This window comes from Moorena sp. SIO3A2, from assembly GCF_010672265.1.
GTDB lineage: Bacteria > Cyanobacteriota > Cyanobacteriia > Cyanobacteriales > Coleofasciculaceae > Moorena > Moorena producens.
In genome coordinates this window covers 1-26,132 of the sequence record NZ_JAAHHC010000073.1, presented here as the reverse complement: position 1 = coordinate 26,132, position 26,132 = coordinate 1, and the positions used below count along the sequence as shown (strand labels likewise).

At 42.5% G+C, this 26,132-nt stretch carries 21 protein-coding genes and 1 pseudogene; 12 read left to right on the top strand and 10 right to left on the bottom strand.

The genetic code is table 11. The features are described 5' to 3' along the window. Positions 1-297: 297 nt before the first annotated feature. From lptC to metG, 3 genes are all read right to left on the bottom strand, one after another. On the bottom strand, positions 298-1,440 hold the full coding sequence (gene lptC / locus F6K64_RS35290) for an LPS export ABC transporter periplasmic protein LptC (RefSeq protein ID WP_044492588.1): 1,143 nt from the start codon (positions 1,438-1,440) through the stop codon (positions 298-300). A gap of 1,018 nt (positions 1,441-2,458) precedes the next feature. Then, entirely contained in the window at positions 2,459-3,061 is a 603-nt protein-coding gene (locus F6K64_RS35285) for a LabA-like NYN domain-containing protein (RefSeq protein ID WP_008182130.1), read from the bottom strand. Between the two features lie 103 nt (positions 3,062-3,164). Continuing rightward, on the bottom strand, positions 3,165-4,757 hold the full coding sequence (gene metG, locus F6K64_RS35280) for a methionine--tRNA ligase (protein WP_008182132.1): 1,593 nt from the start codon (positions 4,755-4,757) through the stop codon (positions 3,165-3,167). A 612-nt stretch (positions 4,758-5,369) separates the two neighbouring features. Between metG and F6K64_RS35275 the strand changes: the two genes are divergently transcribed. The 4 genes from F6K64_RS35275 to crtR all read left to right on the top strand — a co-directional run bounded on the left by F6K64_RS35275 (position 5,370) and on the right by crtR (position 8,300). Next, positions 5,370-5,657, top strand: coding sequence for a 1-acyl-sn-glycerol-3-phosphate acyltransferase (locus F6K64_RS35275; protein ID WP_008182133.1), 288 nt, complete (start codon positions 5,370-5,372; stop codon positions 5,655-5,657). Positions 5,658-5,694: 37 nt separating this feature from the next. Continuing rightward, positions 5,695-5,985, top strand: coding sequence for a hypothetical protein (locus F6K64_RS35270; protein ID WP_063747926.1), 291 nt, complete (start codon positions 5,695-5,697; stop codon positions 5,983-5,985). Between the two features lie 559 nt (positions 5,986-6,544). Then, the gene (locus tag F6K64_RS35265; RefSeq protein WP_008182137.1) at positions 6,545-6,781 is read left to right on the top strand and encodes a hypothetical protein; all 237 of its coding nucleotides are present in this window, start codon (positions 6,545-6,547) and stop codon (positions 6,779-6,781) included. Between the two features lie 616 nt (positions 6,782-7,397). After that, on the top strand, positions 7,398-8,300 hold the full coding sequence (gene crtR, locus F6K64_RS35260; protein ID WP_008182138.1) for a beta-carotene hydroxylase: 903 nt from the start codon (positions 7,398-7,400) through the stop codon (positions 8,298-8,300). A gap of 211 nt (positions 8,301-8,511) precedes the next feature. Here crtR and aroH read toward each other — a convergent pair whose 3' ends face one another. Continuing rightward, positions 8,512-8,898 (bottom strand): chorismate mutase, encoded by a 387-nt coding sequence (gene aroH / locus F6K64_RS35255; RefSeq protein WP_008182140.1) that lies wholly within the window; start codon positions 8,896-8,898, stop codon positions 8,512-8,514. A 74-nt stretch (positions 8,899-8,972) separates the two neighbouring features. Beyond that, positions 8,973-9,797, bottom strand: a complete 825-nt coding sequence (gene sppA, locus F6K64_RS35250; RefSeq protein WP_008182143.1) for a signal peptide peptidase SppA — start codon at positions 9,795-9,797, stop codon at positions 8,973-8,975. Positions 9,798-10,146: 349 nt separating this feature from the next. On the opposite strand from sppA, the gene F6K64_RS35245 reads away from it, so the two are divergent. The 4 genes from F6K64_RS35245 (at position 10,147) to gifA (ending at position 14,414) form a co-directional block, all read left to right on the top strand. Next, positions 10,147-11,133, top strand: a complete 987-nt coding sequence (locus tag F6K64_RS35245; RefSeq protein WP_008182146.1) for a DMT family transporter — start codon at positions 10,147-10,149, stop codon at positions 11,131-11,133. 213 nt (positions 11,134-11,346) lie between these two features. Continuing rightward, complete coding sequence (locus F6K64_RS35240) at positions 11,347-12,615, top strand: HEAT repeat domain-containing protein (RefSeq protein ID WP_008182150.1); 1,269 nt, start codon at positions 11,347-11,349, stop codon at positions 12,613-12,615. Positions 12,616-12,999: 384 nt separating this feature from the next. After that, positions 13,000-14,091, top strand: coding sequence for a glycosyltransferase family 4 protein (locus tag F6K64_RS35235; protein WP_008182152.1), 1,092 nt, complete (start codon positions 13,000-13,002; stop codon positions 14,089-14,091). 122 nt (positions 14,092-14,213) lie between these two features. After that, positions 14,214-14,414 carry a glutamine synthetase inactivation factor IF7A gene (gene gifA / locus F6K64_RS35230; protein WP_008182153.1) on the top strand — a complete coding sequence of 67 codons (201 nt, stop codon included), beginning with the start codon at positions 14,214-14,216 and terminating at the stop codon, positions 14,412-14,414. 150 nt (positions 14,415-14,564) lie between these two features. Here gifA and asnS read toward each other — a convergent pair whose 3' ends face one another. After that, a complete protein-coding gene (asnS, locus tag F6K64_RS35225) occupies positions 14,565-15,953 on the bottom strand; it encodes an asparagine--tRNA ligase (protein WP_008182157.1) in 1,389 nt (462 codons plus the stop codon). Positions 15,954-16,385: 432 nt separating this feature from the next. On the opposite strand from asnS, the gene F6K64_RS35220 reads away from it, so the two are divergent. Next, positions 16,386-16,883 (top strand): hypothetical protein, encoded by a 498-nt coding sequence (locus F6K64_RS35220; protein ID WP_008182159.1) that lies wholly within the window; start codon positions 16,386-16,388, stop codon positions 16,881-16,883. Between the two features lies 1 nt (position 16,884). On the opposite strand, the gene F6K64_RS35215 is transcribed toward F6K64_RS35220, so the two are convergent. Continuing rightward, positions 16,885-17,997, bottom strand: a complete 1,113-nt coding sequence (locus tag F6K64_RS35215; protein WP_008182161.1) for a tetratricopeptide repeat protein — start codon at positions 17,995-17,997, stop codon at positions 16,885-16,887. Positions 17,998-18,660: 663 nt separating this feature from the next. Here F6K64_RS35215 and F6K64_RS35210 point away from each other — a divergent pair. The 3 genes and pseudogenes from F6K64_RS35210 to F6K64_RS35200 all read left to right on the top strand — a co-directional run. Continuing rightward, a pseudogene (locus F6K64_RS35210) lies at positions 18,661-18,847 on the top strand (IS1 family transposase); the annotation flags it as partial. Between the two features lie 39 nt (positions 18,848-18,886). Next, positions 18,887-21,493: a PhnD/SsuA/transferrin family substrate-binding protein gene (locus tag F6K64_RS35205; RefSeq protein ID WP_287267825.1), complete on the top strand. Its 2,607-nt coding sequence runs from the start codon at positions 18,887-18,889 to the stop codon at positions 21,491-21,493. Between the two features lie 166 nt (positions 21,494-21,659). Beyond that, the gene (locus F6K64_RS35200; RefSeq protein WP_287267823.1) at positions 21,660-22,817 is read left to right on the top strand and encodes a YcjF family protein; all 1,158 of its coding nucleotides are present in this window, start codon (positions 21,660-21,662) and stop codon (positions 22,815-22,817) included. A gap of 65 nt (positions 22,818-22,882) precedes the next feature. Here the strand turns inward: F6K64_RS35200 and F6K64_RS35195 are convergent, their stop codons facing one another. From F6K64_RS35195 to F6K64_RS35185, 3 genes are all read right to left on the bottom strand, one after another. Continuing rightward, positions 22,883-23,659, bottom strand: a complete 777-nt coding sequence (locus F6K64_RS35195) for a glycosyltransferase family 2 protein (protein WP_287267821.1) — start codon at positions 23,657-23,659, stop codon at positions 22,883-22,885. 122 nt (positions 23,660-23,781) lie between these two features. Then, positions 23,782-23,958 carry a hypothetical protein gene (locus F6K64_RS35190; protein ID WP_154659745.1) on the bottom strand — a complete coding sequence of 59 codons (177 nt, stop codon included), beginning with the start codon at positions 23,956-23,958 and terminating at the stop codon, positions 23,782-23,784. 505 nt (positions 23,959-24,463) lie between these two features. Further along, entirely contained in the window at positions 24,464-25,342 is an 879-nt protein-coding gene (locus F6K64_RS35185) for a glycosyltransferase family 2 protein (RefSeq protein WP_008182168.1), read from the bottom strand. Between the last annotated feature and the right edge of the window lie 790 nt (positions 25,343-26,132).

The following is a 26,132-nucleotide window of genomic DNA, read 5'->3' as shown; positions in this document are numbered from 1 at the left end:
GTAGCGTGGCCTACGGCCTTAAATGCTGGGCAAGTCAGCCACTTACGTGCCTAAAAAATAGAACTTATTGTATTGTTCCGGTGGGTCGGGGCATCCCGTGTCGTTAATAAAGTAACCCGTGTATCCGTTCGCGCCCCGCGTCGGCGAAAGCCGATAGTGATGGCTGGAGTTGGTAAGAAGCCCACACTGTAATCTTCGATGAGCGTGTGGGAGTATGTCACGTTATAGTCAACCTTGGCCAAAAGGCCACGGGTTCGCGTTCAACCTTTAACCTTAAACTTTCAACTTTCAACCCGCTCAAGGAATAATTTCTGTTACCACTCTTTCCCCAACACCACTAGTTACTAAAATATCTTGAGCTTCCAGGTTACCCACTGCTTTATCACCAGTCGTATTAAATTGGGGTGAAACTTGTTCATATATTACATTACCTGAGGCTTCCATCTGTTGGGTGGGGATATCCCAAGTTAGCTGATTAGCGTATAGTTTGGATTGCTTACGGCTTCCCTCCCCTTGTACTCCTCCAGTTAATCTAACTACTTTCTTGCCCAAATCTACCCGTCCCCTGTTAGCTGTTACCATCACTTTCTCCTGCTGGTGAACAATTCTAACCGGCTGATCGGACACAACAGTTTTATCATTCAAATTCCAAACTGCTGAATTACTCGATATCACGACCGGTGGTTCAACCGAAGTCAACTGCACATTTTTCTTGAGAGTTGCTATATTTGCCTTAAGGTTTACCTCAGAATTGTCTGCTTCCACTCGTTCTGTTACTACCTTATTTTTATAGCGCTCAATAAATATCCTTTTGTTACCAATTACCTTCTGTTGTTCGATTTGCCAGAGCAAACGTTCCGTTTTCATTTGCAAGTTTGGGTCTTTCGATATGGCTGCTACTTGACCAATTAATTCCAAATTCTGGGTGCGACTTAAGTAACGCCCTTCTTTTGCGGATGCTTGTAGTTTAGGGTGATTACCTTTAACGTTATTGCGGATAACTAACAAATCTTCCTTAGGTTTCCACTCAGACTCATCACCTCGTAACACAGCACCATTACGGGGATCTGTAGCCGTGACCTGACCTTTGAGAAACACTATCTCACCATTCTCTAGGATTTCCCCACTCTGGGCTGAGACCTGTAAGATCAGTTTCCCATCTTGATACAAATCCCCATTGGGTTTCTCAATGTAAGCGATTTTTCTATCTGGAGAGTAAGTCGCTTTATCTCCAGTAACTTTCCATAGAGGACGACCTTGCTTATCTGACTGATCTAGAGTGACGTTTTTAAAGACTAGACTTCCTTCAATTTTTTCAGTAACGTTAGTGTCTTCCTGAACTTGATTTAATGGTTTCGGCTCACTCTTACAGCCAGATAATGAGTAAACCATGAAAATCAAAATAAAAAATTTAAGACATCTCTTGGAGTATAAAAACATATGGCTTAAGAGCGTGTGGTTAGGATAAATGACTATAAAATAATCGATACAAAGCTTAATCATAAAGACTTGTATCGATTTAAAAAAGGAATTTTTATAAAAATTGCTTACTAGGAAACGCTATAGTAGTTATTACTAGTTATTAGAAGTTTTTATAACCTCTATAGTTCCTGGGGGGCGACAAGCCCCCCAAAGTCCTTGTCAGCTCTAGGTTTAAGGTCACTATCATCCCAAACTATACCTAGACAATCATGAGCATATTTTCAATGACTGAGAACTCAATCCCTGATTCTTTCGTCCAAGTGGTCGAAAAATCCGGTTGATAAGTTGGGTAACTGAATTGACGCGCATCATGACCAGATAAGGATTATAGCCTACCTTTCACCCCCTCAGCGCTCGGCAGAATATTTTCAATGACTGAGAACTCAATCCCTGATTATTTCCTTCAATTTGGATATAAGTTTTGTAACTGAATTGACCAAACCCAGATGAGTTAATGATTATAGGCGATCTGTTACCCCCTCAGCTATACTTGACGTAGTTGCTTAGCTTTAAGTTTTTAGATGTTTTACCCTACTCCATGAATAAGGTCTGTATGTCAACTATAGGAGGGCAAAGCATCGGACATAAACTATAGGGTTTCAGCCACTAATTACTGCCCGAATGCTACAAGACATGAGAAACAAACGCCCACACACCTACATCGTAGTTTCGACCCCATCAGACAGACCATAATCACCAATGACAATGACTAATGACTAATGACGTAAGTATTCAGCCGTCAGCTCTCAGCCGTCAGCCGTCAGCCGTCAGCCGTGAGCTAAAAGCTCACGCTGCGCGAACAGCCGTCAGCCGTCAGCAGACTTAACTGAGATTAAACGAATGCTTACCTCTTTCATTCAAAAGCACCTCAAGTAGCAACTCAAGTAGCGCATTAGCTGATAGCTGATAGCTGATAGCTGATAGCTGAATGCTTACCTAATGACTAATCACTAATCACTAATCACTAATCACCAAACTATTTGTGCTGTTCATCCATCACATTGAACCCAGACAACGGACGGTAAGTATAGTTTTGTTTGGGTGTTTTTTGGATACTTTCTTGGATGGTATCAAGGTCAATATAGCGGTCGGCTACATTAATTAGACTGTCACTGGTCATGGAGCGTAGGCTGACCACCTCAACCCGAACTCCCCGATAACTTACAGAATCCACTGCATAGGCAAGATCGCCATCTCCACTGACTAGAACTGCTGTGTCGTAGGAACCCACTAGTGCCATCATGTCAACAGCAATTTCTACATCCAGATTCGCTTTTTTTGAGCCATCTGGTAGCTGCACTAAATCTTTGGCAATTACTCGGTAGCCATTACGACGCATCCAAAGCAGAAAGCCCTGCTGCTTCTCATTAGTACGATCAACACCAGTGTAAAAGAAAGAGCGTAGTAGCCTAGACCCTGCTGTCAAACGACACAATAGCTTAGTGTAGTCAATTTCAATCCCTAGTTGAAGGGCAGCATAAAATAAGTTTGAACCATCGATAAAGATGGCAACACGACCACGGTTTTCTAGGACTTGTTCAGGTGTAAAAATTGGGTCATGATTATAATGGCTCAGCATTTTTATTATACCTCTTTGTTAAAAAAAAATTAAAAAAATTTTTACTTAATCAGCATTAAGGTAAGATGCCGATTAAGTTTTTGGTTAATAAGACGGAACCAAATTAGGCGAGTTCCAGTCGTGCAAATACCGGTTTGGGTTTTCCTAGCTTCTGGTTTTGAGCTAAAACCCCCCAAGATGCATGGGATACATAGGGCGCAGCCAAAAAGATGTGTTCTTTTTGGCTAAAGTCGATGGCAAAACCTAGTTGTTGGTAAATCTCCGTACTAATACTGGGAATAATCGGTGATAAGAGATAGGCAGCTAAGCGCACTGACTCTAAAACTGTATATAACACTTGTTCAACCTCTTGCTGTTTTCCTTGTTTATACAAGCTCCAGGGAGCTTGCTGATCTAGAAATTTGTTACTGGCTCGAATCAGAGTAAATATTTTTTGGCAAGCTTGGCTAAACGCTAGGGATTCATAAGCCCTAGCGACTTGTGAACCGAGATCTAAGCCAATTTCGAGCAGAGGATTGACCTGTGAAATATCTGAGCCAGTTAAACCTGGAACAATACCTTGACAATACTTTTTAGCCATTCCCAAGGTGCGATTGAGCAAATTACCTAGGTCATTGGCTAAATCGGCATTGACGATATCGATAAAACGGGTTTCACTAAAATCCCCGTCTCGCCCAAATTCAATCTCTTTTAGAAAATAATAGCGAATTGCATCAGCACCGTATTTATCTACCAACTCCACTGGGTCTAGGGTATTGCCTAGACTTTTTCCCATTTTTTGACCATCTTTGGTCAGAAAGCCATGACCAAATACTTGACCTGTAACAGGTAGAGAGGCTGACATTAACATGGCAGGCCAGTATACAGCATGAAAGCGCAGGATGTCCTTACCGATAAGATGTAAATTGATCGGCCACCATTTTTGTAAGGCATTATCAAGGGTTGGTTCACTATCGGGATCCAATAGGGCAGTGACGTAGCCTAGTAAGGCATCAAACCAGACATAGATGGTGTGGCTGGGATCAACCGGTACTGGGAAGCCCCAATCGACATTCAATCGCGAAATCGAAAAATCCTGTAGTCCCTGACTGACAAAACTCAACACTTCATTACGGCGACTTTCCGGTTGGATAAAATCTGGTCGCTGTTGGTAAAGTTCTTCTAGCTGTTTTTGGTATTTAGATAGCCGGAAAAAGTAGTTTTGCTCATCCCGCCACTCCGCTTCTTGATTGGGGTGAATCGAGCAGCGGTTTCCAGCTAGGAGTTCCCGTTGCTCTTTGAATTCCTCACAGGAGACACAGTACCAGCCTTGTTGTTGACTCAGATAAATGTCACCATTATCCCAAACCCGCATGAAAAATTCTTTGACAATGGCTTGGTGGCGGGTAGCGGTAGTGCGGCTGAAACGGTCATACTGGATATTGAGCTTTTGCCAGAGGACATCAAATCCAGCAGCTATCTTGTCGCAATGTACTTGAGGATCTACCCCTTGAGTTTCAGCAGTCCGCTGAATTTTTTGTCCATGTTCATCTGTGCCAGTAATTAACAGTACGTCTTTGCCCCGTAACCGTTGAAAACGAGCTACTGCATCAGATGCCATGGTGGTATAGGCACTGCCGATATGGGGTAAGTCGTTCACATAGTAAAGGGGTGTTGTAATGGCAAATGTATTTTTAGTAGTATTCGTATGAATCATATGAGTGTTAAAAACGCCCTCCAGCCAACTGATTTAACTTATTTAAGTGATTTTTAACGTAGTGTATGCCTACTAGTATTAATTTTAGTTGTTACTTTATGTAGTATTTATCTAATCAGATTTACTTAAGTTTTAACCTTTTCTAAAAAGTATCTGTCGCTACTTTTTAGTTTACGTTACTCAAAATTGTTTATTCTCTTGTAACTCATTCCACGTATTTTAGTTGTGGGGTTTGGAGTCATTAGTCCTTAGTATGTTACTCATGAGTAAGGACTAATGATAAGCAGCCGATGAGTTATCCCACTGCCTTGAAGGAATGGAATCAAGGCCACCTTCTGTCACTTGATTATAAGGAAAATTAATTATTAACATAAGTTAGTAGTCTAGTTTAGATTTAACAGGCTTTTTCTACTACTGGCTTAATGCCTAATGTGTCAAGCTACACACTTGTAGTCACTGGCAGTCTATCACCATTAGTTGTGTTGCACCTGATTATCTCTACTTTAAGGCATCTGTCAATAGATAGAATTTTAAAACAATGTTAAGAAATGTTAATTTAGATTAGAAATTGATGACTGAAACTGATGTCTGACCATCTTCCCCTACAGCTTTATGATGCGCTGCTTGCTGCAATGGGAAGACAAATGTTCCAATATCGATGAGGATCCCATTCCTCATAAATCTGCCGTTGTAGTAGTGAGCAACCATCGTGGCTTTCTAGATGTCCCGTTGTTGATGGTAGCCTTAGGGCAACCAATCCCCATTGCTTGTGATCATTACATCGGACAAGTACCAGTGATGCGGGTGGGTTGTCCAGCAGATGGGTTGTTTCCCTCTAGAAAAACCAGAACATATACTGTGGACGTTTTTACAACAGGCAAGTCCGTTTCTCGAACATAATCATTGGGTTGGGGTGTTTATAGTCCGAGCCCAACCAATGGTGAATTTGACTCAGCCTTTGGCAATAGGTAAGTTTTATAAAGGCTTTGCCCACTTAGCTTTGTGGACATCAGTTAAACAGGCAGCGCCGCGCCTATTAGCGATCGCTTCCCAAGAAAAAATCGTACACTCAGTGATACCGCTGCGATGGTTAGGTTTGTTTGACCGATCTGAACCCCGATTTGAACAAATGGGTTGGCATCCGATGGTTATTCATCGTTGTGTGGCAGTATTAGTTCGACATTGCTATTGGATTACAGATAAACAGCGGAACTATCAAGGGAAATAGATTGTGTGGTCCATTACTAAGAGGTTGTCTGAGAAGTCTCATTTGCTACATTCAAGCCCCCTAAATCCCCCAATTTTGGGGGACTTTTACCAACAAATGGATTCTTGTTCCCCCCAGAATTGGGGGGCTAGGGGGGCAAAATTCAGTATCAAAAAACTTTTCAGATATCCTCTAAGACCTGCCGGTATTAAATTGCTAGGTTACTACAGGGGATCAAGGATAAAGTATGAAGTATCAAGTATTAAGCCTCAAGGATAATATGGGCTTGTTAGTGTCTCACTTATGGTTGACTAAAAACTTGAGCCATTCCCATAATTTAAACTACCTATTTTATCTATGGTTTTGCACATATTATCATCCCAATAAAATTGACTAATACTTCAATTAATTGGCGGTTTTAATAGGAATAATTATTCGTTATAATTACGCAAAAAAAATGTTGATATCTATAATAATTAATTATGAAAATAAACAATACCAAAAGTTAATATTTATCAGTTTTTATTGACTCCGTGATAGTTTAATTGGTGATTATCCACTATTTGTTTATTTACCAGGGATGGTTCTAACGGGTGAGCTGTTGGCAGTACAGACTAAACATTTAGAAACTGCTTTTGATGTGCGTTATTTGGCGATCCCAACGGATGATTTAAGCAACTCTCAGAAGTTGGCAGGGGTAGTGGTTAACCTGATTGAAGCGGAACTCAACCAGGGAGCTTCACAGGAGGTTTATCTGTGTGGCAAGTCGAAAGGAAGTCTGTCTGGCTTTGAAAGTAGCTCTGAAAACCCCCCATAGGATTGAGCGGATTATTTTGAGTAATCGAGCTACTTCTTTTAACCAACGACCTTTCTTAATGCAAAGCGCGAGTGGGGAAGGGCTGCATCAAGACAAGGCTCCCCTCTCCTTACGGTAATTGATTTGACCGCGCTGCATCGCTGAAAGCCCAGTGGAAACCCCCACAGGTCGGCGCTGCCTCCCTTTGACCTCACTGGCTCCCCTGTTCCGAAGCTGCATCGCTAGCTTAAATAGGGGGCACAATTGATCTGCTGGCTCCGGTGAGTAGGTCTATCAAGCATCAGCCTTGGGACTTTTGCGGTTCTGATTAACGTTAGGCAGAACTGTTTCCCCAAAGGAAAGATGGTGGTGCTTCCCCAGAGTGGTAACCCCTGCCTAATCGAAACAGAGGTTAACCTGTAGAAGATTATCAGCTTCACAATTGAAAACCCCTGTGCGTCCCAGAAGCAGAAGGGGATGAAAACTAGTGGCGGAGGGTGACTCCCCTCGTGACGAGAGTGATTTTCCTGACATTGAGTCTAGTTTATGATATGAAGCTCTAATCTTAACAAATCTTTATGATTGAGCCATTCTACCTTATACTACCAAAAGACAGTAGAAAGGAGAGAAAACAAGTATGTCGGAGGCCATCAAGCCGCTGACAGTGCCCAAGGAGTTCCTGGGTGCCCCGGATAAGTTTAACTTAACGTTACTCATGTTTGTGGCGGCGATCATCTTGGTGGTCTGTTCCACCGGTGGTTACTGGCTTTGGGATTTGCCTAACGCTTGCTGCTTTAGCATTAATGTCCTTGCCTTACACATGGTAGGAACAGTCATTCACGATGCCTCTCACCATGTTGCCCACAAAAACCGTTACGTCAATGCCCTCATGGGTCATGGTAGCGCCCTGATGTTAGGTTTTACCTTCCCAGTGTTCACGCGGGTTCATATGCAGCATCATGCCAATGTTAACGATCCCGAAAACGATCCCGATCATTTTGTTTCTACTGGTGGTCCGCTGTGGTTAATTGCAGTTCGCTTCTTTTATCACGAAATATTTTTTTTCAAGCGCCGTTTGTGGCGTAAGTATGAGCTATGGGAGTGGTTTTTTAGCCGTCTATTCATCGCCATCATCATATATCTTGGTTGTCAATACGGCTTTTTAGACTACATCATGAACTATTGGTTTGTGCCGGCATTAGTTGTAGGTATAGCGCTAGGATTGTTCTTTGACTATTTGCCCCATCGTCCATTTAAAGAACGTGATCGCTGGAAAAATGCTAGAATTTACCCCAGTCCCATCATAAACCTGCTAATTATGGGACAAAATTATCATCTAATTCATCACCTGTGGCCGACCATACCCTGGTACAAGTATCAGCCCGCCTACCGTGCTGTTAAACCCCTTTTAGATGAAAAAGGTTGTGATCAATCTCTAGGACTTCTGGCCCAAAAGAGTTTTTGGAACTTTGTATACGACATCTTTTTAGGAATTCGTTTCCACCGCAAATCATCTGATAGACAAACGGAATCAAGCTGAAAATGTTTTTGTTGATGGTTGACCATTGACGGTTGACCATTGATACATTTCACTCAATAAAATCCCATGCCTGTTAATTGTTAATTGTTAATTGTTAATTTACTATTGACCATTAACAATTTTATTTTGACTAATGAATAATGACAACTTGAACTTAGCGCTGGCTAATGGGTAAGGGCAAGCCGCGTGGTTAGTAGAAATAACCTAACAACTAACGGCTGACTTGAGCTAGAGTCCAATCAGGCCTTAAATTTTTGGCCTGACGTAAATAGGGATGATAAATCTCAAGTTGAGAAACAGGAGTGTTGATGTGGATTAAACATCGGATACAACGCTCTAGGCTACCCTCGACATGCATCTGTTGCAGATCAAGTAAAGGAACATGATCCCAATTGGGACGTTCTCGTGCGATCGCAGCTGGAAATTTAGCATCCAAATCACGGGTCGTGGTGAAAATGGCACTAATAATTTCTTGATGGTCGATTTCATTATGAGCTTCGAGTTGATCTAGCAGTTCCATCACTGCTTCTCGAATCGCTGCTACTGTATTTTCTGAGGCAGTTGTTGCGCCTCGAATTGCTCTAACTCTCCAGTGCAAAGTAAGATCCTCCGAATTTCCCTGGGAGATTTGAGATATTAGACTCTTGTGAAATCTCAAATCTCCATGTTATCTTATGGTCGGTACAACCATAGGGGCTGACCGCTAGTTGATAGTTCAAATTCTAGCCAATCTATACCAACAGATATCTGAGATCTATTGCGAATACGGTTACCCGGTAGCAAGCGACTCAACAATGGTTTGGGTTCTTCGATGGTGAAAGACTTGGTTTTCTCTGGGTCAAGACCCACCAATTCCGCTGCCCAGCAACGGGCATCTTCTTCAGTTCCCAGCCGATCAACCACCCCCAAGTTATGTGCTTGCTCACCAGTAAAAATCCTACCATCAGCAAAACTTTTTACTACATCTACATCTAGGTTGCGACTCTGGGCAACAGTTTGTACAAACTGCTGATAACTGGTATCGATCAACTCTTGAAGAATAGTTTTTTCCGGCTCAGTCAGTTCCCGGTCAAACGCCAATATATCTTTGTATGGACCTGACTTAATCACCTTAAAGGAAACACCGATTTTATCCAACAAGCGCTCTATATTGTTTCCCCGCAGAATCACACCAATACTTCCAGTGATTGTACCAGGGTTCGCTACTATATGTTCCGCTCCCATCCCAATGTAAACACCCCCAGATGCGGAGATATTGCCAAAGCTAGCTACAATCTTCACCTTTTCTCGCAACCGCACCAAGGCGCTATAGATTTCCTGAGAATCTCCCACTGTACCACCAGGACTGTCAATCCGTAATAGTAAGACGGGAAATTTCTTCTCTTCAACAGTTTTCAGGGCTTCGAGGACCCGTTTACGGGTACCACCAGCGATCGCCCCCGTGATTTCAATGCGAGCAATTTGTTTGAGAGATTTGCGTTTAAACGGCCAAGGCATAGGTGATTGTGAGTATCTAGTCTAGATTTAAGTGATTACTGGAGCTTGTATATATAGTTTGCATCATTTTATAAAACGGTTAGCTACTCAGGGGCTTTAAATAAATAAATAAATAAATAAATAAATAAATCTATACAAGTGTTTAACCAAATATGAAAAGCGGCTTTAAGCTGTCGCCCATTGAAATTGTATGTTATTGAAGTAAGCTCGAAAAACTCCAAAACTCACTACTGTGCTCCTGAGCCCCCTGCTCCTGAGCCAAGTTAATATCTAAAGTCAATATCTAAATCAAATATATGACAGCTGCTTGAGTGTCGGTTATTTTCGTTATTCACTATAAATCAGGATTATGCAACTAAAAGCCAACACCATACTGTCACCAAGGTCACTACTAGGTTCACTACTGCTGATTTCCCCCTTTTTCCTATGGGGTACAGCTATGGTAGCCATGAAAGGGGTGATCCCTAACACAACCCCTCTGTTTATGGCTGGGGTGCGGTTAGTACCAGCAGGAGTTTTAGTATTAGGAGCAGCAACTGTGATGGGTCGTCCCCAGCCGAAAGGTGGGTTAGCCTGGCTGTGGATTAGCTTATTTGCCTTAGTCGATGGGGCAATGTTTCAGGGTTTCCTAGCCCACGGATTGGTTAGCACTGGCGCGGGTTTGGGTTCGGTGATGATTGATAGTCAACCCCTAGTGGTTGCCCTGCTATCAGGATTGCTCTTTGGTGAACTGATTGGACTTTGGGGTTGGTTAGGATTAGGATTTGGTATAGTAGGAATCAGCTTGATTGGCTTGCCGGATCAATGGATTCTCAGCCTTTTTACTGGCAACGCTCAAGCTATAGAATTAAGCTGGCAACAGCTGTTTGATCATGGGGAGTGGCTGATGCTGTTAGCATCCCTTTCCATGGCAGTAGGCACCGTAATGGTTCCCATTATCAGCCGCTATGCAGACCCAGTTGCTGCTGTTGGTTGGCACATGCTCCTAGGGGGATTACCGTTATTTGCCCTCTCTAGTGTGATAGAATCCCAGCAATGGGTCAATATTGATGGAGTTGGCTGGATTGCATTAGCTTACTCCACTGTTTTCGGGAGTGCGATCGCATACGGTATATTCTTCTACTTTGCCTCCAAGGGCAATCTCACTAGTCTGTCTAGCTTAACCTTTCTGACACCAGTATTTGCCCTACTATTTGGGAATTTAGTGTTGTCTGAGGTACTCAGTTCCCTACAGTGGACTGGTGTGTGCCTGACATTGCTCAGCGTTTATCTAGTGAATCAGCGGGAACAAATAGCAACTCGGATCAAAGCAAGGCTGGCAAACAATAGCGGCTAGCCAGAGCGGAAAACTGGCAGTGGAAACAACAACTGAGTCTGAAGAAGGTAGTGCTAAGCTACCAGAAACCCAGCAGTGAAGCCGATTTGATACAATTGAGATTAATCGAGCCAAAATTCTGTTGCTCGAACGACTAAAGCACATGGGATTTAGCGTTGTGTGTTAAGTGCGTAAGCTAGAATTGGCGTTCACATTCGAGTCCTGTAGAATTTTATGACTCGCCATTGGTCTATCATACTTGTAGCTACCTGTTTGAACTGCCTAGGCTGGGTGCTGGGAAGCAGTCAAGCGGCGAAATTAGAAAAAGCGAACGCATTTTCAACCAACAACCTCCCTGACCCGTTGCTCATCGCTCAATCTCCCACTTCTGCCACAGAAACTGACCAACCAATTCTGCTCAAAGGGAGTCGGGGAAAAGAGGTGGCTCTTGTGCAAGCCAAGCTAAAGCATCTTGACTTCTACGATGGGCTTGAAGATGGTGTTTATGGTGAGGATACAGAGAAAGCAGTCGCTTTATTCCAAGAATCCGTTGGATTGAGAAAACTGGGTGTTGTTGATTCTGTTACTAGGAAGGAATTGGAGCAAGCCTACGCTGCTAAGACGACAACCACCAGCACGAGTTCAGCTCCAAAGTCAGGTGAATCAGTGTCAGCCGAATCGACTACTACGGAGCCTTCGACTCTGGAAAAGAGCCCGTCATCATGGTTGATCATCCCAGCCATCATCATGGCTGGTGGCGGTTTTTTGCTATTCAAGTGGCTGACTAAACCAAAACGACCCGTAGACTCAAAATTAGCGCCCTCCACAGAAAACCAAGCTAAACAAGATCCTAGAGTCAATAACCTCAAAGTCCAAGTGTCAACTGACTCCCAAAACCACCATCCTCAAAGGGATTATAACCATAGCGTTAGTTATGATGTCGCCAATCCTAGCAATCCTCAACCTCAGTCTTTAGCTGATTCCTTACATGTCAAAAAGACCACTCGCCTGACTAAATTTAGTATTGTTGAGGAATTAATCAGAGAATTAGAAGACCCAGATCCAAAAAAGCGACAACAAGCTATCTGGGAATTAGCCCAAAAGGGGGATTCGAGGGCAGTAAAGCCCCTAGTGGACTTAATGCTAGATTCTGATTCTAAGCAGCGTGGCTTGATTTTGGAAGCCTTATCCCAAATTAGCACCAAAACCCTCAAACCGATTAACAAAGCCCTAGCCATTTCTTTGCAGGATGACAACCCCCAAGTCCGGAAAAATGCGATTCGGGATGCAACGCGAATTTATGAATTACTAAATCAAGTCTTGCAGATGTTGCGTCACGCTACGGATGACCCGGATTCTGAAGTGCGAGAAACGGCAAAATGGGCAATCGATCAGTTTAATAAAATTCGCCCTGCAGCGAATCTGGATAGTTTGCCACCAGCACAAAATCACCTAAATTCATCAGAAAATACGTCAAACCATTACCAAGATAATAGCGACTAGTTAGGGAACTTCAGAACAGGTAATAAAAGTTTCATAACCTTTAATTAACGTGTTATAATCTGGAACAGGTAATAAAAATTTAATAAGCTTTACTTACCGTGCTTTAAGAGATTTAAAATCAACGTTTTGAAGTTAACGTTTGATTAATTAATTTGAAGTTTATACTTATAGTTTTGATGTAAGCATTCAGCCCTTAGCGGTCAGCCGTCAGCCGTGAGCTAAAAGCTCACGCTGCGCGAACAGCCGTCAGCCTTGGCCACGCTACGCGAATGGCTGAAAGCTTAATACTGATAGCTGATAGCTTAATACTGATAGCTGATAGCTTAATACTGATAGCTGATAGCTGATAGCTGATAGCTGATAGCTTACGTTAATTTTAAATTAATGAGCCAATTAAATTCCCTGAAATTGCTATTAATTTCCACCCCAGTTGGTCCGTTGGGTTCAGGGTTAGGTGGTGGCGTTGAGTTGACTGTACGTAACATTGCTACGGAATTGATTAATCGGGGTCACAGGATCACAATTGTGGCAACTAAAGGATCTACAGCTTGGGGAATGCCTCTGGTAGAAATTGATGGTGTTCTCGAAAGTAGTATTCAAACTCAAACAAGAGACACTCCTACTATCATCCCCCCATCCTCCGTATTGGCTAATATGTGGGACTATGGGCGACAAGTTCAAACCAACTATGACTTGATTGTAAACTTTGCCTACGACTGGTTACCGTTTTACCTAACCCCCTTTTTCACTCGTCCCATTGCTCACCTAGTTAGTATGGGCTCATTAACCGAGGGGATGGATCAGATCATCGAACAAGTTGCCATTAATTTCCCTGGCACAATCGGGGTTCATTCAATGGCTCAAGCGGCAACATTTGCCTTCAAGAATCGCTGTCGTTGTTTGGGCAATGGCATTGATTTGTCTGTGTATTCCTTTTGTGACTCCCCCTCACCCTGGCTCGGCTGGGTGGGTCGAATTTCTCCAGAAAAAGGCTTAGAAGACGCAGTGGCAGCATCCGATTTCACGGCTATGCCACTAAAAATTATGGGTCTTATACAAAATAAACCCTATTGGGAGCAGATTCTCCAGGATTACCCCAATGCCCCTATAGAATACCTGGGTTTTCTGCCAACTGATCAACTCCAAAAACACTTGCGCCAGTGTCGAGCCTTACTGATGACGCCTCATTGGGTGGAAGCATTTGGTAATGTGGTAATTGAAGCCCTCGCTTGTGGAGTACCAGTCATTTCCTATGACCGTGGTGGATCAGCAGAAATTATCGAAGATGGTAAAAATGGCTTTTTGGTAGAACCCGATTCTGTGGAAGGCTTGGTAGAAGCCTTGGCAAACTTGGATAAAATTGACCGCCGTCAATGCCGTCGCCTCCTCGAAGTTAAATACTCTAATCAGGCCATGGGCGATCGCGTAGAGCAGTGGCTCTGGGATATTTTGAAGGACAGTGGTGATAGTTGCTAGTTCATTAAGATTTGTAACTAAAAGTAATTTTGTAGTTTTTGATACAGAATCTATGATATAGTTGTATATGTAAGGGAAGTGAATCCCATCAAAATCTTATATAAGCAATCGGAGAAAGGAAAATGTCTACTCAAGAAAAAGCTAGGGCTCTGATGATGAATCACCATCACATGATCAAAAATCGTCAGCAATCTATGCTCGGTCGCGTTGCTTCCGAAGTAGGACTAGATAGCTTAGATTCTGACTACTGGGGTACTATCCAAGGTAAACCCCATCCTAGTTTCCGCTCTACCTATGACCGTAGTCATGCTTCACTTAGCTAGTACTCTGTCAATATAGTTTTGGGTAGTGGTACACAATTCGTGATTTTAGCTACCGTTATCTTTAGCAGACGGTAGCCAAACCACTAAATCTTTAGCACTACCCATATTTCCATCAATGGCTGTGGGCATAGCCAACGATAGTTTTATTTTTTAGAACTCTGCACTTAAAGGAGTTCTGGGAAACGGAATTACATCCCGAATATTCCCCATACCAGTCATAAATTGCACCAATCGCTCAAATCCCAAACCAAATCCAGCATGGGGCACTGTACCATAACGTCGCAGATCCAAATACCACCATAAATCTTCTGGATTCATCCCCTGATTCTGAATTCGCTTCTCTAATATATCCAGCCGTTCTTCCCGCTGAGCACCACCGATAATCTCTCCAATCCTAGGCGCAAGCACATCCATTGCTGCTACAGTCTTTTGGTCGTCATTTAAGCGCATATAAAAGGCTTTAATCTCTACTGGATAATCCGTGACAATGACGGGCTTTTTAAACAACTCTTCGGCTAGATACCGTTCGTGTTCGGACTGCAAATCTACACCCCAACTTACCGCATACTCAAACTTACGATCAGTTTTTTCGAGTAATGCGATCGCATCTGTATAAGTAATCCGCTCAAACTGATTATTGATAATATTATCAGCAGTAGCGAGAACATTGTTATCGATCCGCTTGTTGAAAAATTCCAGATCTTCTGGACAGTTTTCCAAAACTGACTTAAATACATGCTTGAGAAAGGCTTCTGCTAAATCCATATCCCCCTTCAAATCGCAGAATGCCATCTCAGGCTCGACCATCCAAAATTCTGCTAGATGGCGAGAGGTATTAGAATTCTCGGCTCGGAATGTAGGACCAAAGGTGTATACATCCCGAAATGCCATTGCCATGATTTCTGCTTCTAATTGACCACTGACGGTCAGGTAAGTCGGTCGTCCAAAAAAGTCCTGAGTATAATCGACTGCTTGATTATCGGTTTTGGGGATGTTCTTTAAGTCTAGGTTAGTGACACTGAACAACTCCCCTGCTCCTTCACAATCACTAGCGGTGATAATTGGGGTATGAACCCACAAGAAACCTCGTTCTTGAAAAAACTGATGAATGGCATTGGAACAGGCATTCCGCACTCGGAACACCGCACCTAGGGTATTGGTACGCGATCGCAAATGGCTAATGGTGCGCAAAAACTCAAAGGAGTGGCGTTTCTTCTGTAGGGGATAATTGGCATCTGCTTCCCCATATACTGTCACCGAGGATGCTTTTACTTCAATTCGCTGTCCCTTGCCAAGAGATTCTACTAGTATACCAGTGACTTCTACTGATGAGCCAGTATTAAGCCGTTTCAGGATAGTCTCATAATCCGACAAGTCTGGATTGAGCACTACCTGTAAATTTGCCATGGAGGAGCCATCGTTGACTTCCATAAAGGCAAAGTCCTTTAATTCCCGTTTTGTGCGTACCCAGCCTTGGATGGTCAAAGACTGATCTGGTTGACCATTGCGCAAAACTTCAGCAATCCGTCGAATTTCCATAGCTTTCCCCAAAATTCTGAGAGAATTGTAAATCTTTATAAATTAACTGGTGGTCTTTAGCTCCAAAAATCTAAGTAAATATACTTATTAAGAGCTTTATGTAAAGTTTGATGAACAAAAATATCTAAATTGTTGCAATAAGTGAAGTAATCACTCATAATTATTATACAAATGCAACGTTTGGTTAAGTTTCATCAAACGACTAGTCACCCAAGATCAGCAGTGGGGCTATCCACTTAAGCCAGGACAGAGTCGGGTTTTGAGTAAATGGTTGAGGGTATTGGTGATGAGTAGGAATTCAGCACAATTACCGATTACCGCTTACTGATTGCCGATTACTGGTAAATCTCCTGGGCCAAGCTTGTAGCCCCAGTTGCGATCGCACTGAAGGTAATAGCTTCCATTAAAACTAATTTAGAGAGGTCTTTGTAAATGGTAGGTTTGTTTAAGCGCAATAAATCCAAGGGCTTTTACCTGGAGCTAGACGAAAGCGAAACTAGCACCCCTCAGCAACCGGCGGTAGAACAGAAGCCAGAACCGGCTATTGCCCAGACAACAGCGGAAACCGCAACCGTAGTAGCACCAGCTCAGGCAACAGCAGAAACCACGACCGCAGTAGCAACAGCTGAAGCTTCTAAGCCCAAATCTGCTCGTCAAGCCAAGAAAGAAGAACTAGCTAAGGCTAAGGCTGAAGCAAAGGCTAAGAAACAAGCTGAAGCAGAAGCTAAAAAAAAGGCAGCTGCTCCTGAGCCAACACCAGTAGCGGCAATCAATTCAGCAGCAGCAGTTGTCAATAGCAAGGCAAAAGGGCAGCCCGAAACCACCTTTGCCACCAAATACGTACCAATGATCATGCCTCGTCGGCGTCCTGGTCCTAGCATGAATAAGTTCCTCGACATGGCTGCTCAGATGCAGAACCCTCGTTTCTAGATTAGTGATTAGTCAAAAAAACTAGTCCACTATACAACTGAAATGCTGGATCCCAAGGAGTCTCGACCAGGCGAAATAAGTCGATATGAGACTCCAATTTTTCTAGCAGATCTGGGTAGTCTATAGCAGTTTGCGCAAAGGTGGTAAAGTCAGACCATACTGGCTTTTCAAGCAGCCGAAGGTTTAAGTAATCAGTCAAGTTGTTCCAGTTGACTCTTGTAGTGCTTTGGTGTATATGAGAGTCTTGGGATAGGCTGTTCTGACTGGAAACTGGCTTGAGGGTTAGAGCAATTCCTTGCTGAAATTGATAATTGCGATCGCATACTCTGAGAATACTGTGGCGCTGTGGTAAATGCAAGTCACAAACCAGGGCATAGTCTAAGGTTTGGGTTTTACGAGTTAAATTCCGTCGCGCATCTAAGTCTACTACCTTCTCAAACAAAGGCAACCGCCCTTCTACTCGTTGGGTCACTTCCGACCAGTTAAAGCTAAAGGAACCCAACTGTCCCTGAGAGTTTTGACATACTACAGTGGTCTCCTGGTCACTACTGTCAGAAAAATACTTAACTTGATAGATGTTAATTGTTTTGATATCTGCTAAGCTTGCCCACAAACATTTTATTGATGCTTCTCGCAGTAACGACCCATAATACTTAAGTTCTCCCACAGGTCCAGTGCGATATAAACGCCAGCCTCTAGTAGGTAGCTGTAGCCTTGCGGTGTAGGGGTCTATCCCCAGGATGCGAGCTAAGTGTTGAGCTGCTGTTGGTTTGTCTTGTTGGCTGATCGGCTTTAGGACTAAAACTCCCAATTGATTACTTTCAGGGTCAGCAGTTGCTTGGGCTAAGGCTTGTCGGCGCTGTTCTTTTGCTGTAGCTTCTAAGCGTGCTAGTCCCTGACGAGCTTGGGCCATAATTTTAGGAACAGGTGTTCCTTTCAGTAACTGTCGATAGATTCTTTCAGCTGCTTCTTGTTTACCTCTGACTTCCTGGAGCCTTCCTAGATAAAGCTGTGTCCAGGGATTATTGGGCTCTTGCTTGAGAAGTTGTTTAATTAATCGGGCAGCAGTTTGATAATCATGGTGCTCAAAGGCATCAGCAATTTGCTTAAGCATGATAGCGTTAGGTGTGATATCACCAAGTTTTAGACATTAGTAGCTCCTAGGGAGAAGCTAATGGAATCCTGTTAATAGTATAGCGCTAGTTTTATGGCTTTAAGGCGCTAACCTTTTGAAGCGTTAAGGGATAGTTAGGATAATTAAGTTAGTGATTTAAATTAGCGCTATACTTTACCCGAATTTATCTAGCGCTAATTTTTTCAAGGGTTAAGGGATATTTGGGATAATTAAGGGAGTAGGTGAAATTAGCGCTATACTTTACCCGAATTTATCTAGCGCTAATTTTTTCAAGGGTTAAGGGGTATTTGGGATAATTAAGGGAGTAGGTGAAATTAGCGCTATACTTTACCCGAATTTATCTAGCGCTAATTTTTTCAAGGGTAAAAGGAATAGCATCTAATATCATCTCAGGATAATTACCCTTCATCAAAATCTCCTCTATCTCCCTACTCTCTACTATTAAACTAAGCCAGTGAGTCGCCTCACTGACTCGTCATCCCGTCAGGGAGGCTACGCCAACAAAACCGGGCGTGAAAGTTTCCCTTCACCCGGCTCCTCATCAACGGAACCCTTGACATTGGTACCTTGGTCACCATATTTAGTCATGGCTATTGGCTCGAAATATTCGCTGTCTTGATGCAAAGCGCGACTGCATCAAGACAACGTCACAAGCCGGTAGAAAAACAAACGGGTAAAACTAATCATATTGAAAGATTAAATAATACATTAAGACAAAGGATTAGTCGCCTGGGAACGGAAAACGTTGTCATTTTCCAAAAAATTAGAAAATCACCTAGGAGCTATTTGGAATTTTGTTCATCATTATAATAAATGTTTGTCGGGTTGATTAGGCCATCACTACATGTTTATCACTACCTGCTATATTATGATTCGTCTTTACTTCTTCATTAAATCCAGCCTGATTCTAGGCATGGGATTATCACTAATACCATCGGCTGCCCCAGGGATTCTTCCTCCTCAGGAACCTGTAGATGGAACAGGACAAATAACGACTTCAGAGGTAAAGATTATTAAGGTAGGAGTGATGGCAATTCGGGGTGTTGACCATACCAAAACAAAATGGCAACCGACCCTAGAGTATCTCAGTGAAACGATTTCCGGCTATGTTTTCCAACTTGTACCACTAGAGTTTGACACCCTCGAAGAAATAGTAGCTAACCAGGAGGTGGACTTTGTGTTGCCTAACCCTGGAATGTATGTAGAGTTGGAATGGATTTATGGGGCAAGACGAATTGCCACCCTAAAAAATCTACGCCTAGGTAAGCCTTACACCCAATTTGGAGCAGTTATCCTGCGTCATGCTGACCGCAATGATATCCAGGATTTAAAGGATTTACGGGGCAAAACCTTTATAGCCGTCAGTGAAATTGCCTTTGGGGGCTGGCAAATGGCATGGGAAACTCTGTTAGAAGCTGGAGTTAACCCCTACCGTGACTTTCCAGCGCTCCACTTTGGTGGTAGCCATGACGCAGTGGTCTACGCTGTTCGTGACGGTATTGTCGATGCTGGCACTGTCCGCACTGATACCCTCGAACGTATGGCACAGGAGGGTAAAATTAATCGAGATGACTTTGTGATCCTCAATCAGCAAACTCAATATCAGGACACTTTCCCTTTTGCTCTGAGTACTAAACTTTATCCAGAATGGCCCTTTTCTACACTACCCCATACCCCAATGGAGTTAGCGGAAGAGGTTGCGATCGCATTAATAACCATGCCTTCTGAGCACCCAGCCGCCAAAGCTGGTCGTTATCAGGGTTGGACCATCCCGGCCAACTACCAACCTTGTCACGAAACCTTACGGAATCTGCGGGTTCGTCCCTACGAAGATTGGGGAAAAGTGACTCTGGGTCAAGTCATCCATCACTACCGCTATTGGCTGTTATTTGCTGGTGTTTCCTGCTTTGGATTTAGCTATGGTCTAGTTTATCTAGCTGGGCGTAGGCGAATCGAAGCAGAACTGCGAAAAGCCAATGCTTTACTGGAAATCCGGGTTGAGGAACGTACAGCTGAGTTCAAAGCAGCTAAAGAAGCGGCTGATCAGGCTAATCACGCCAAAAGTCAATTCCTGGCTAATATGAGTCATGAATTGCGTACTCCCCTCAATGGCGTTTTGGGTTACGCCCAAATTCTACAACGGGATCCACAGATAACTGCTCAACAAAAAGACCAGATCAACCTTATTTATCAGTGTGGCAACTATCTACTCCATCTGATTAATGACATTTTAGACTTATCCAAAATCGAAGCTCGGAAAATGGAACTGTTTCCCAGAGAAGTTCATTTGCCGTCCTTTCTGATGGAAGTTGTAGAAATGTGCCGGGTTAAAGCCCAGCAAAAAGAGATTGCTTTTATTTATCTACCCTCATCCCATCTGCCAGACGGTATCCTGGCTGATGCCAAACGATTGCGACAAGTTCTGATTAACCTTTTGGGCAATGCCATTAAGTTTACTGACCATGGCGGAGTCACGTTTAAGGTAGAGGTTATCAGTAAACACCCACGACTTCCTACTCTCCAATCCCCCCTAGTCAGACTTCGATTTATAATTAAAGATACTGGCATTGGGATGACCCCAGAACAACTGGAAAAAATATTTTTGCCCTTTGAACAGGTGGGGGATGTTGATCATCGTGAACAAGGTACTGGACTTGGATTAGCGATTAGCCAAACAATTATCAAGTTGATGGGAAGTGCTATCAATGTTGAGAGTACTTATGGCAAAGGTAGCATGTTCTCTATAGATTTAGATTTACCGATTACTACAGCTTTGATTGCGAGTAAGCAAGCTTCCACTAAGACTATTATAGGTTGTCATGGAAAAGCTCGGAAAATCTTAGTAGTAGATGACAAATGGCAGAATCGCTCTGTAATTGTGAATGTGTTACAACCTCTGGGATTTGAACTGTTGGAGGCCACTAATGGGGTTGAGGGTTTGGAAAAAGCCACAGAATGTAACCCTGACCTAATTATTACTGACTTGGTGATGCCGGTGATGGATGGCTTGGAAATGATGCGACGTCTGCGCTCATTAGATAAATTGAAAGATCTGTTGATTATTGCTTCATCTGCCAGTGTTTATGAGTTAGACCAGCAACAGAGTTGGCATGCAGGCTGCGATGATTTTATTCCCAAACCAGTGGATGTAGCAGAATTACTGGAAAAATTAAAACAGCATTTGCAACTGGAATGGGTGTATGAAGACTTCATACCAAAACCAGAAACTATAATAGATGCTGGAGCTGAACAAATCCACCTAGATGCCATTGTGCCTCCCCCATCTGATATTCTGCTCCAACTTTATGACTTGTCTAAGAAAGGTAATGTGTTTGACATCAGCCAAGAAGCGGAAAAGCTGGAAGTATTAGATGCTAAATTTGTACCATTTGCTAAAGTTATTTATAAATTGGCTAAGGATTTTAATGTGAAGGAACTTAGGAATTTTATCGAACAGTATGTCGATAATATATAGCGTTATCAAATGAGTTATAAACTCAGAAATTTCGAAAAATGCAATAGTAGGGGCAATAGCTCCAGAGTTTTATAGTAAAATAACATAAGACATTCTCAGGTTACATCTCAACTGAAAATGCTATATACAGTTTAAATGCACAACAGCTTAAAGGAGAAAACTACTAATGTCAGAGCACATCTCATTTGATGAACTGTTAGGCAAAATGAGCGAAGCCTATGAAGATGCCCAGAGCAAAGTTGAGCAATGTAATGTTTTAGTAATTGGTAAAACCGGTGTAGGAAAAAGTACTTTAGTAAACACAATTTTTCGCTCTCGCCTGGCAGAAACAGGGGTTGGCTATCCTGTTACTCAAACTATTCGTCGTTATACAAAAACAGGTTGCCCGATTACAGTGTATGATACACCAGGGCTAGAACTTAAAGCCCAACAGATTGAACGAGTAAGGAGAGATATCTCGAAACTAATTGATGATCAAAGGAAACTAGAGGCAAAAGAACACATTCATGTGGTGTGGTATTGCCTTAATCATGAGACTGCTCGATTGGATCCGATTGAGGAAGAATGGCTAAAGAGCCTCCAACAAAAAGATGTACCCGTTATCTTAGTTCTGACTCAAACCTTAACGAAAAAGCGTAGTGAGTTTATTGCTTTCCTAGAAGGTAAGAATCTACCGGTTTGTCAGATTATTCCAGTGCTAGCACAATCAAAACCTATCGATGATGATTATACGGTGACAGCCCATGGTTTAGAGCGTTTAGTAGAAGTGACGGCAAATTTACTGCCAGAAGCCCAGCGCAAAGCATTTCTGAGAGAACAGATTAGAAATATTGAACTAAAAGCAGGTGAAGCGTTTAAATATGTTACGGGTTACGTTACTGGTTCAGCATTAGTTGGTGCCTCACCAATTCCGTTTTCTGATGCGCCAATCTTGGTAACGATGCAAACGGTAATGATTGCTAACATCACCAGCATTTTTGGCTTAACGGTTGAAAGAGCTTTTCTGGGCATGGTGATATCTGCTCTTGGGGGTACAGGAGGAGTGACTGCAGTGGGTAAAGTAATTGTCGCGAATTTACTCAAAATGATTCCTGGTGCAGGCACCGTGCTTGGTGGAGCAATATCAGGCTCAACGGCAGCAGCACTAACCTTGGCTCTTGGTTTATCTTATATTGAAGCTCTGAAGATTTATGTTAAAGCTCAGGTTGATGGTAAAGAAATACCCCTTTCTGAGCTGGCGAAAATTATCATTGAACAATACAAATACTATGCGGGAACAGGTAAAAAAAGCTTGAGGGATCAGGAATTACCGCCTTCAGATTAGGGGAGGGTTCCGACTCCCGATTCCCGACTCCCGATTCCCTACTCCCGACTCCCGACTCCCATCATTTAAATCTGATAGAGATTACTCACCATTAGTTTACTGTTTTGATCGTTGATAAATCGTTGGATAAATTCGGGGATTTCTTTATTGTGATTAGGATAGACAGTGGATTGCCAACAATAGGATAATTGACCAATTTGGAATAATCTAAATGCTAAATCTAGATCGGCTCCTTCGGGAATTCTAATGGTTTCTTTAAATCCACCAATTTGTTGAAGTGCTTTTTTCCAAATCAGGGCATTGGCTGTAATTAATGATTCTGGTCTACTGATCTGGCACTCTTCAACCATGGTTAAGGGAATGAATCTTTCTTGACCGTCATAAAAGTTTGATAATAAATCCTTGCCCCATGCTTTAACATTACCTGCATAGCCTATTGAGCCATTTTTAGTATTAAGATAGCCTTCGATAAATGATTCAGATGGAAGACAGTGGCTATCGGTAAATAATATCCAATCTCCTTTGGCATAGTTGATGCCTACATTTCTGGCAGAGGCCACATCATTTTTTGAGCATTTCAGCAATCTGATCGAAAGGTTATTACCTTGGAACTGTTGAGAGATAGTAATTGGTCGAGTTGAGTTATTATCAACAATAATAATTTCTTGGGGATAGATGTAGGGACTCTGGGTGTTAAAAAATTCAGTTAAAAATAAATCAAGTCCTTCTTGATTATTCCTGACGGGAATAACGATTGATATATCAGATGCTTGAATGTTTAAGGGTACAGTAAAATCGGAGTAATTCTGGGGAGTTGAATGAAGTTTGTTGATGAAAGTCATAGGATTACCTCAATTGTCTGGATTAGAAGTTCTGCCAACTGACTAGTGCAGGGGGACAGAAATAACAAACCCGCGTCCTAGAGTCGAAATCCTTGATATTAAAGAATTTCAGACTTCAGACTTCAGACTTCAGACTTCCGGGTAGCTGCACTATAACTTCTATACACAATCTTGGCTATTCCACCAGGAAATTTTTGGGGAGGGTGGGGAGATAGGGAGATGGGGAGATGGGGAGATGGGGAACAGGGAACAGGGAACAGGGAATAGGCAAGAGGCAAGAGGCAATAGGCAATAGGCAATAGGCAATAGGGAAAAAATCCTGTGTACCTGATTAGACCTCTTGCAAAAGTAGTTTTCTGATAGTGTTCTTGATGCAGTCGCTCATGGGGGAAACCCCCAAGACCACTTAGGTGCGCTTACAGTCGTCGAATTAAATTCGCCACGGGTCGCACCTCTGCATCGCTTTGCGTCAATTCTTGTCCACTGTTCCCAGATCCGCTGTTCCCTGTTCCCTACTTCTGCAAGAAGTCTATTACTATGAGAACTGCTATAGATAGAATCAAGTAATCTTTTAACGTAAGCATTCAGCAGTCAGCGGTCAGCTGTCAGCTTAAAATAAACCTCTTTTGGCAGAATTTAAAGGTGCGCTTGACCCATTAAGAATTAAATTCGCCACGGGTCGCACCTAATAGTTCGAGATTTTATCGAATTCAAAGTCTAGGGAAAAGCCCATCTAAGCATAGGCTGATAGCTGATAGCTGTTCGCGTAGCGTGCGCGTAGCGCTTAAGCTGATAGCTTACCTTTTAACTAATTCTATATCCTACTATAAGACACACATATTGTAAAGTTGACAATAGTTGATTTATAAAACCCGGTTTATTGGGAATAAACGGTTTAGGAGTTAAGTCAATGGAATATAGCTGACTGACTAGTTTGTTGCCTTTTCCATATCTGATAAATCTTTTAATAAATCCCAGAATGTCGTGAGTGAAATCATGATATACAGTTGATTGCCAACTATAGGATAAGTTGCCAATTTCTAATAACCTAAACCCTAAATCTATATCTTCACCGGCAGCGATTTTAATAGTTTCGTTAAACCCACCGATTTTTTCAAGGGCTTTTTTCCACACTAGGGCATTGGCTGTAATTAAATATTCCGGTCTGATCATCTGCCCATCTTCAATAACTTTTAAGGGCACAAGTATTTCTTGAGTTTCATAATAGTTTGACAATACATCATTGCTCCAGGCTTTAACATTCCCTGCATATCCGATGGAGCCATTCATGGCATTAAGATAGCCTGTGATTAAGGATTCTGAAGGAATACAGTCACTATCGGTAAATAAAATCCAATCTCCTTGAGCAGAGTTGATTCCCATATTTCTGGCAGATGCCGGTCCAAGTTTTGAGCATTTTATCACTCGTATTGAAAGGGGAGCAACTTGAAACTGTTTAGGGATAGTAATCTCTGGGCTTGATTGATTATCAACGATAATTATTTCTTTTGGATAGCTTTCTAGGTTCTGGGTTTTGAAAAATTCTGACAAAAATAATTCAATTCCTTTCTGATTGTTCCTGACGGGAATAACTATCGATATATCAGATGATTTAATTGCTACTGGTGCAATTAAATGAGCTTTCTTTTGTGGCTTAAAACCCAATTTACTGATTAAGGTCATAGGATTGGCTGAATTTTATGCTTCAGAGGTTTTAGACCCCTATACAGAATCTCTGCTACTCCATCAGGACATTTTTGGGGATTGTGGGGAGATGGGGATTGTGGGGAGTGTAGAATGTAGAATTTAGAATGTAGAATTTAGAATGTAGAATGTAGAATTTAGAATTTAGAATTTAGCATTCTGACAGACAACCTTCAACCCAATAACATTCAACCTTCAACTAACTAACATTCAACCTTCAACTAACTAACATTCAACCTTCAACTAACTAACATTCAACCTTCAACTAACTAACATTCAACCTTCAACTAACTAACATTCAACCTTCAACTAACCAACCTTGGCCAAAAGGCCACGCTACGCGAACAACCTCCAACTAACCAACCTTCAACCTTCAACTAACTAACCTTGGCCTTTCGGCCACGCTACGCGAACAACCTTCAACCTGATAACCTGCTAATCTCAAAAAAAAATAGCCGCAGAAATACTATCCACGGCTAGGAATTTACCTTATGTCATTCAGTTTTCCAACTTATCCAGACGTGAGTGATCTTACGCGACTCGACCGGATGGTTTGGCCAGGGGGAAAACCCCCCAGCAATTTAACGTGTTAACGGAGCCTGAAGTACTTGATCATTATTGTTATGAATTCTCCCGGAACATCCGTCGGTTAGAGTCGATGCCCGGTATTATCCGGGGCACCTCTCCTTCAGAACCGTACGTGAAGGTTTCCCCTCATACGGCTCCTAGATATTCTCTCCCTTAGGAGTGCTCCAGTGTATCTGTTGAT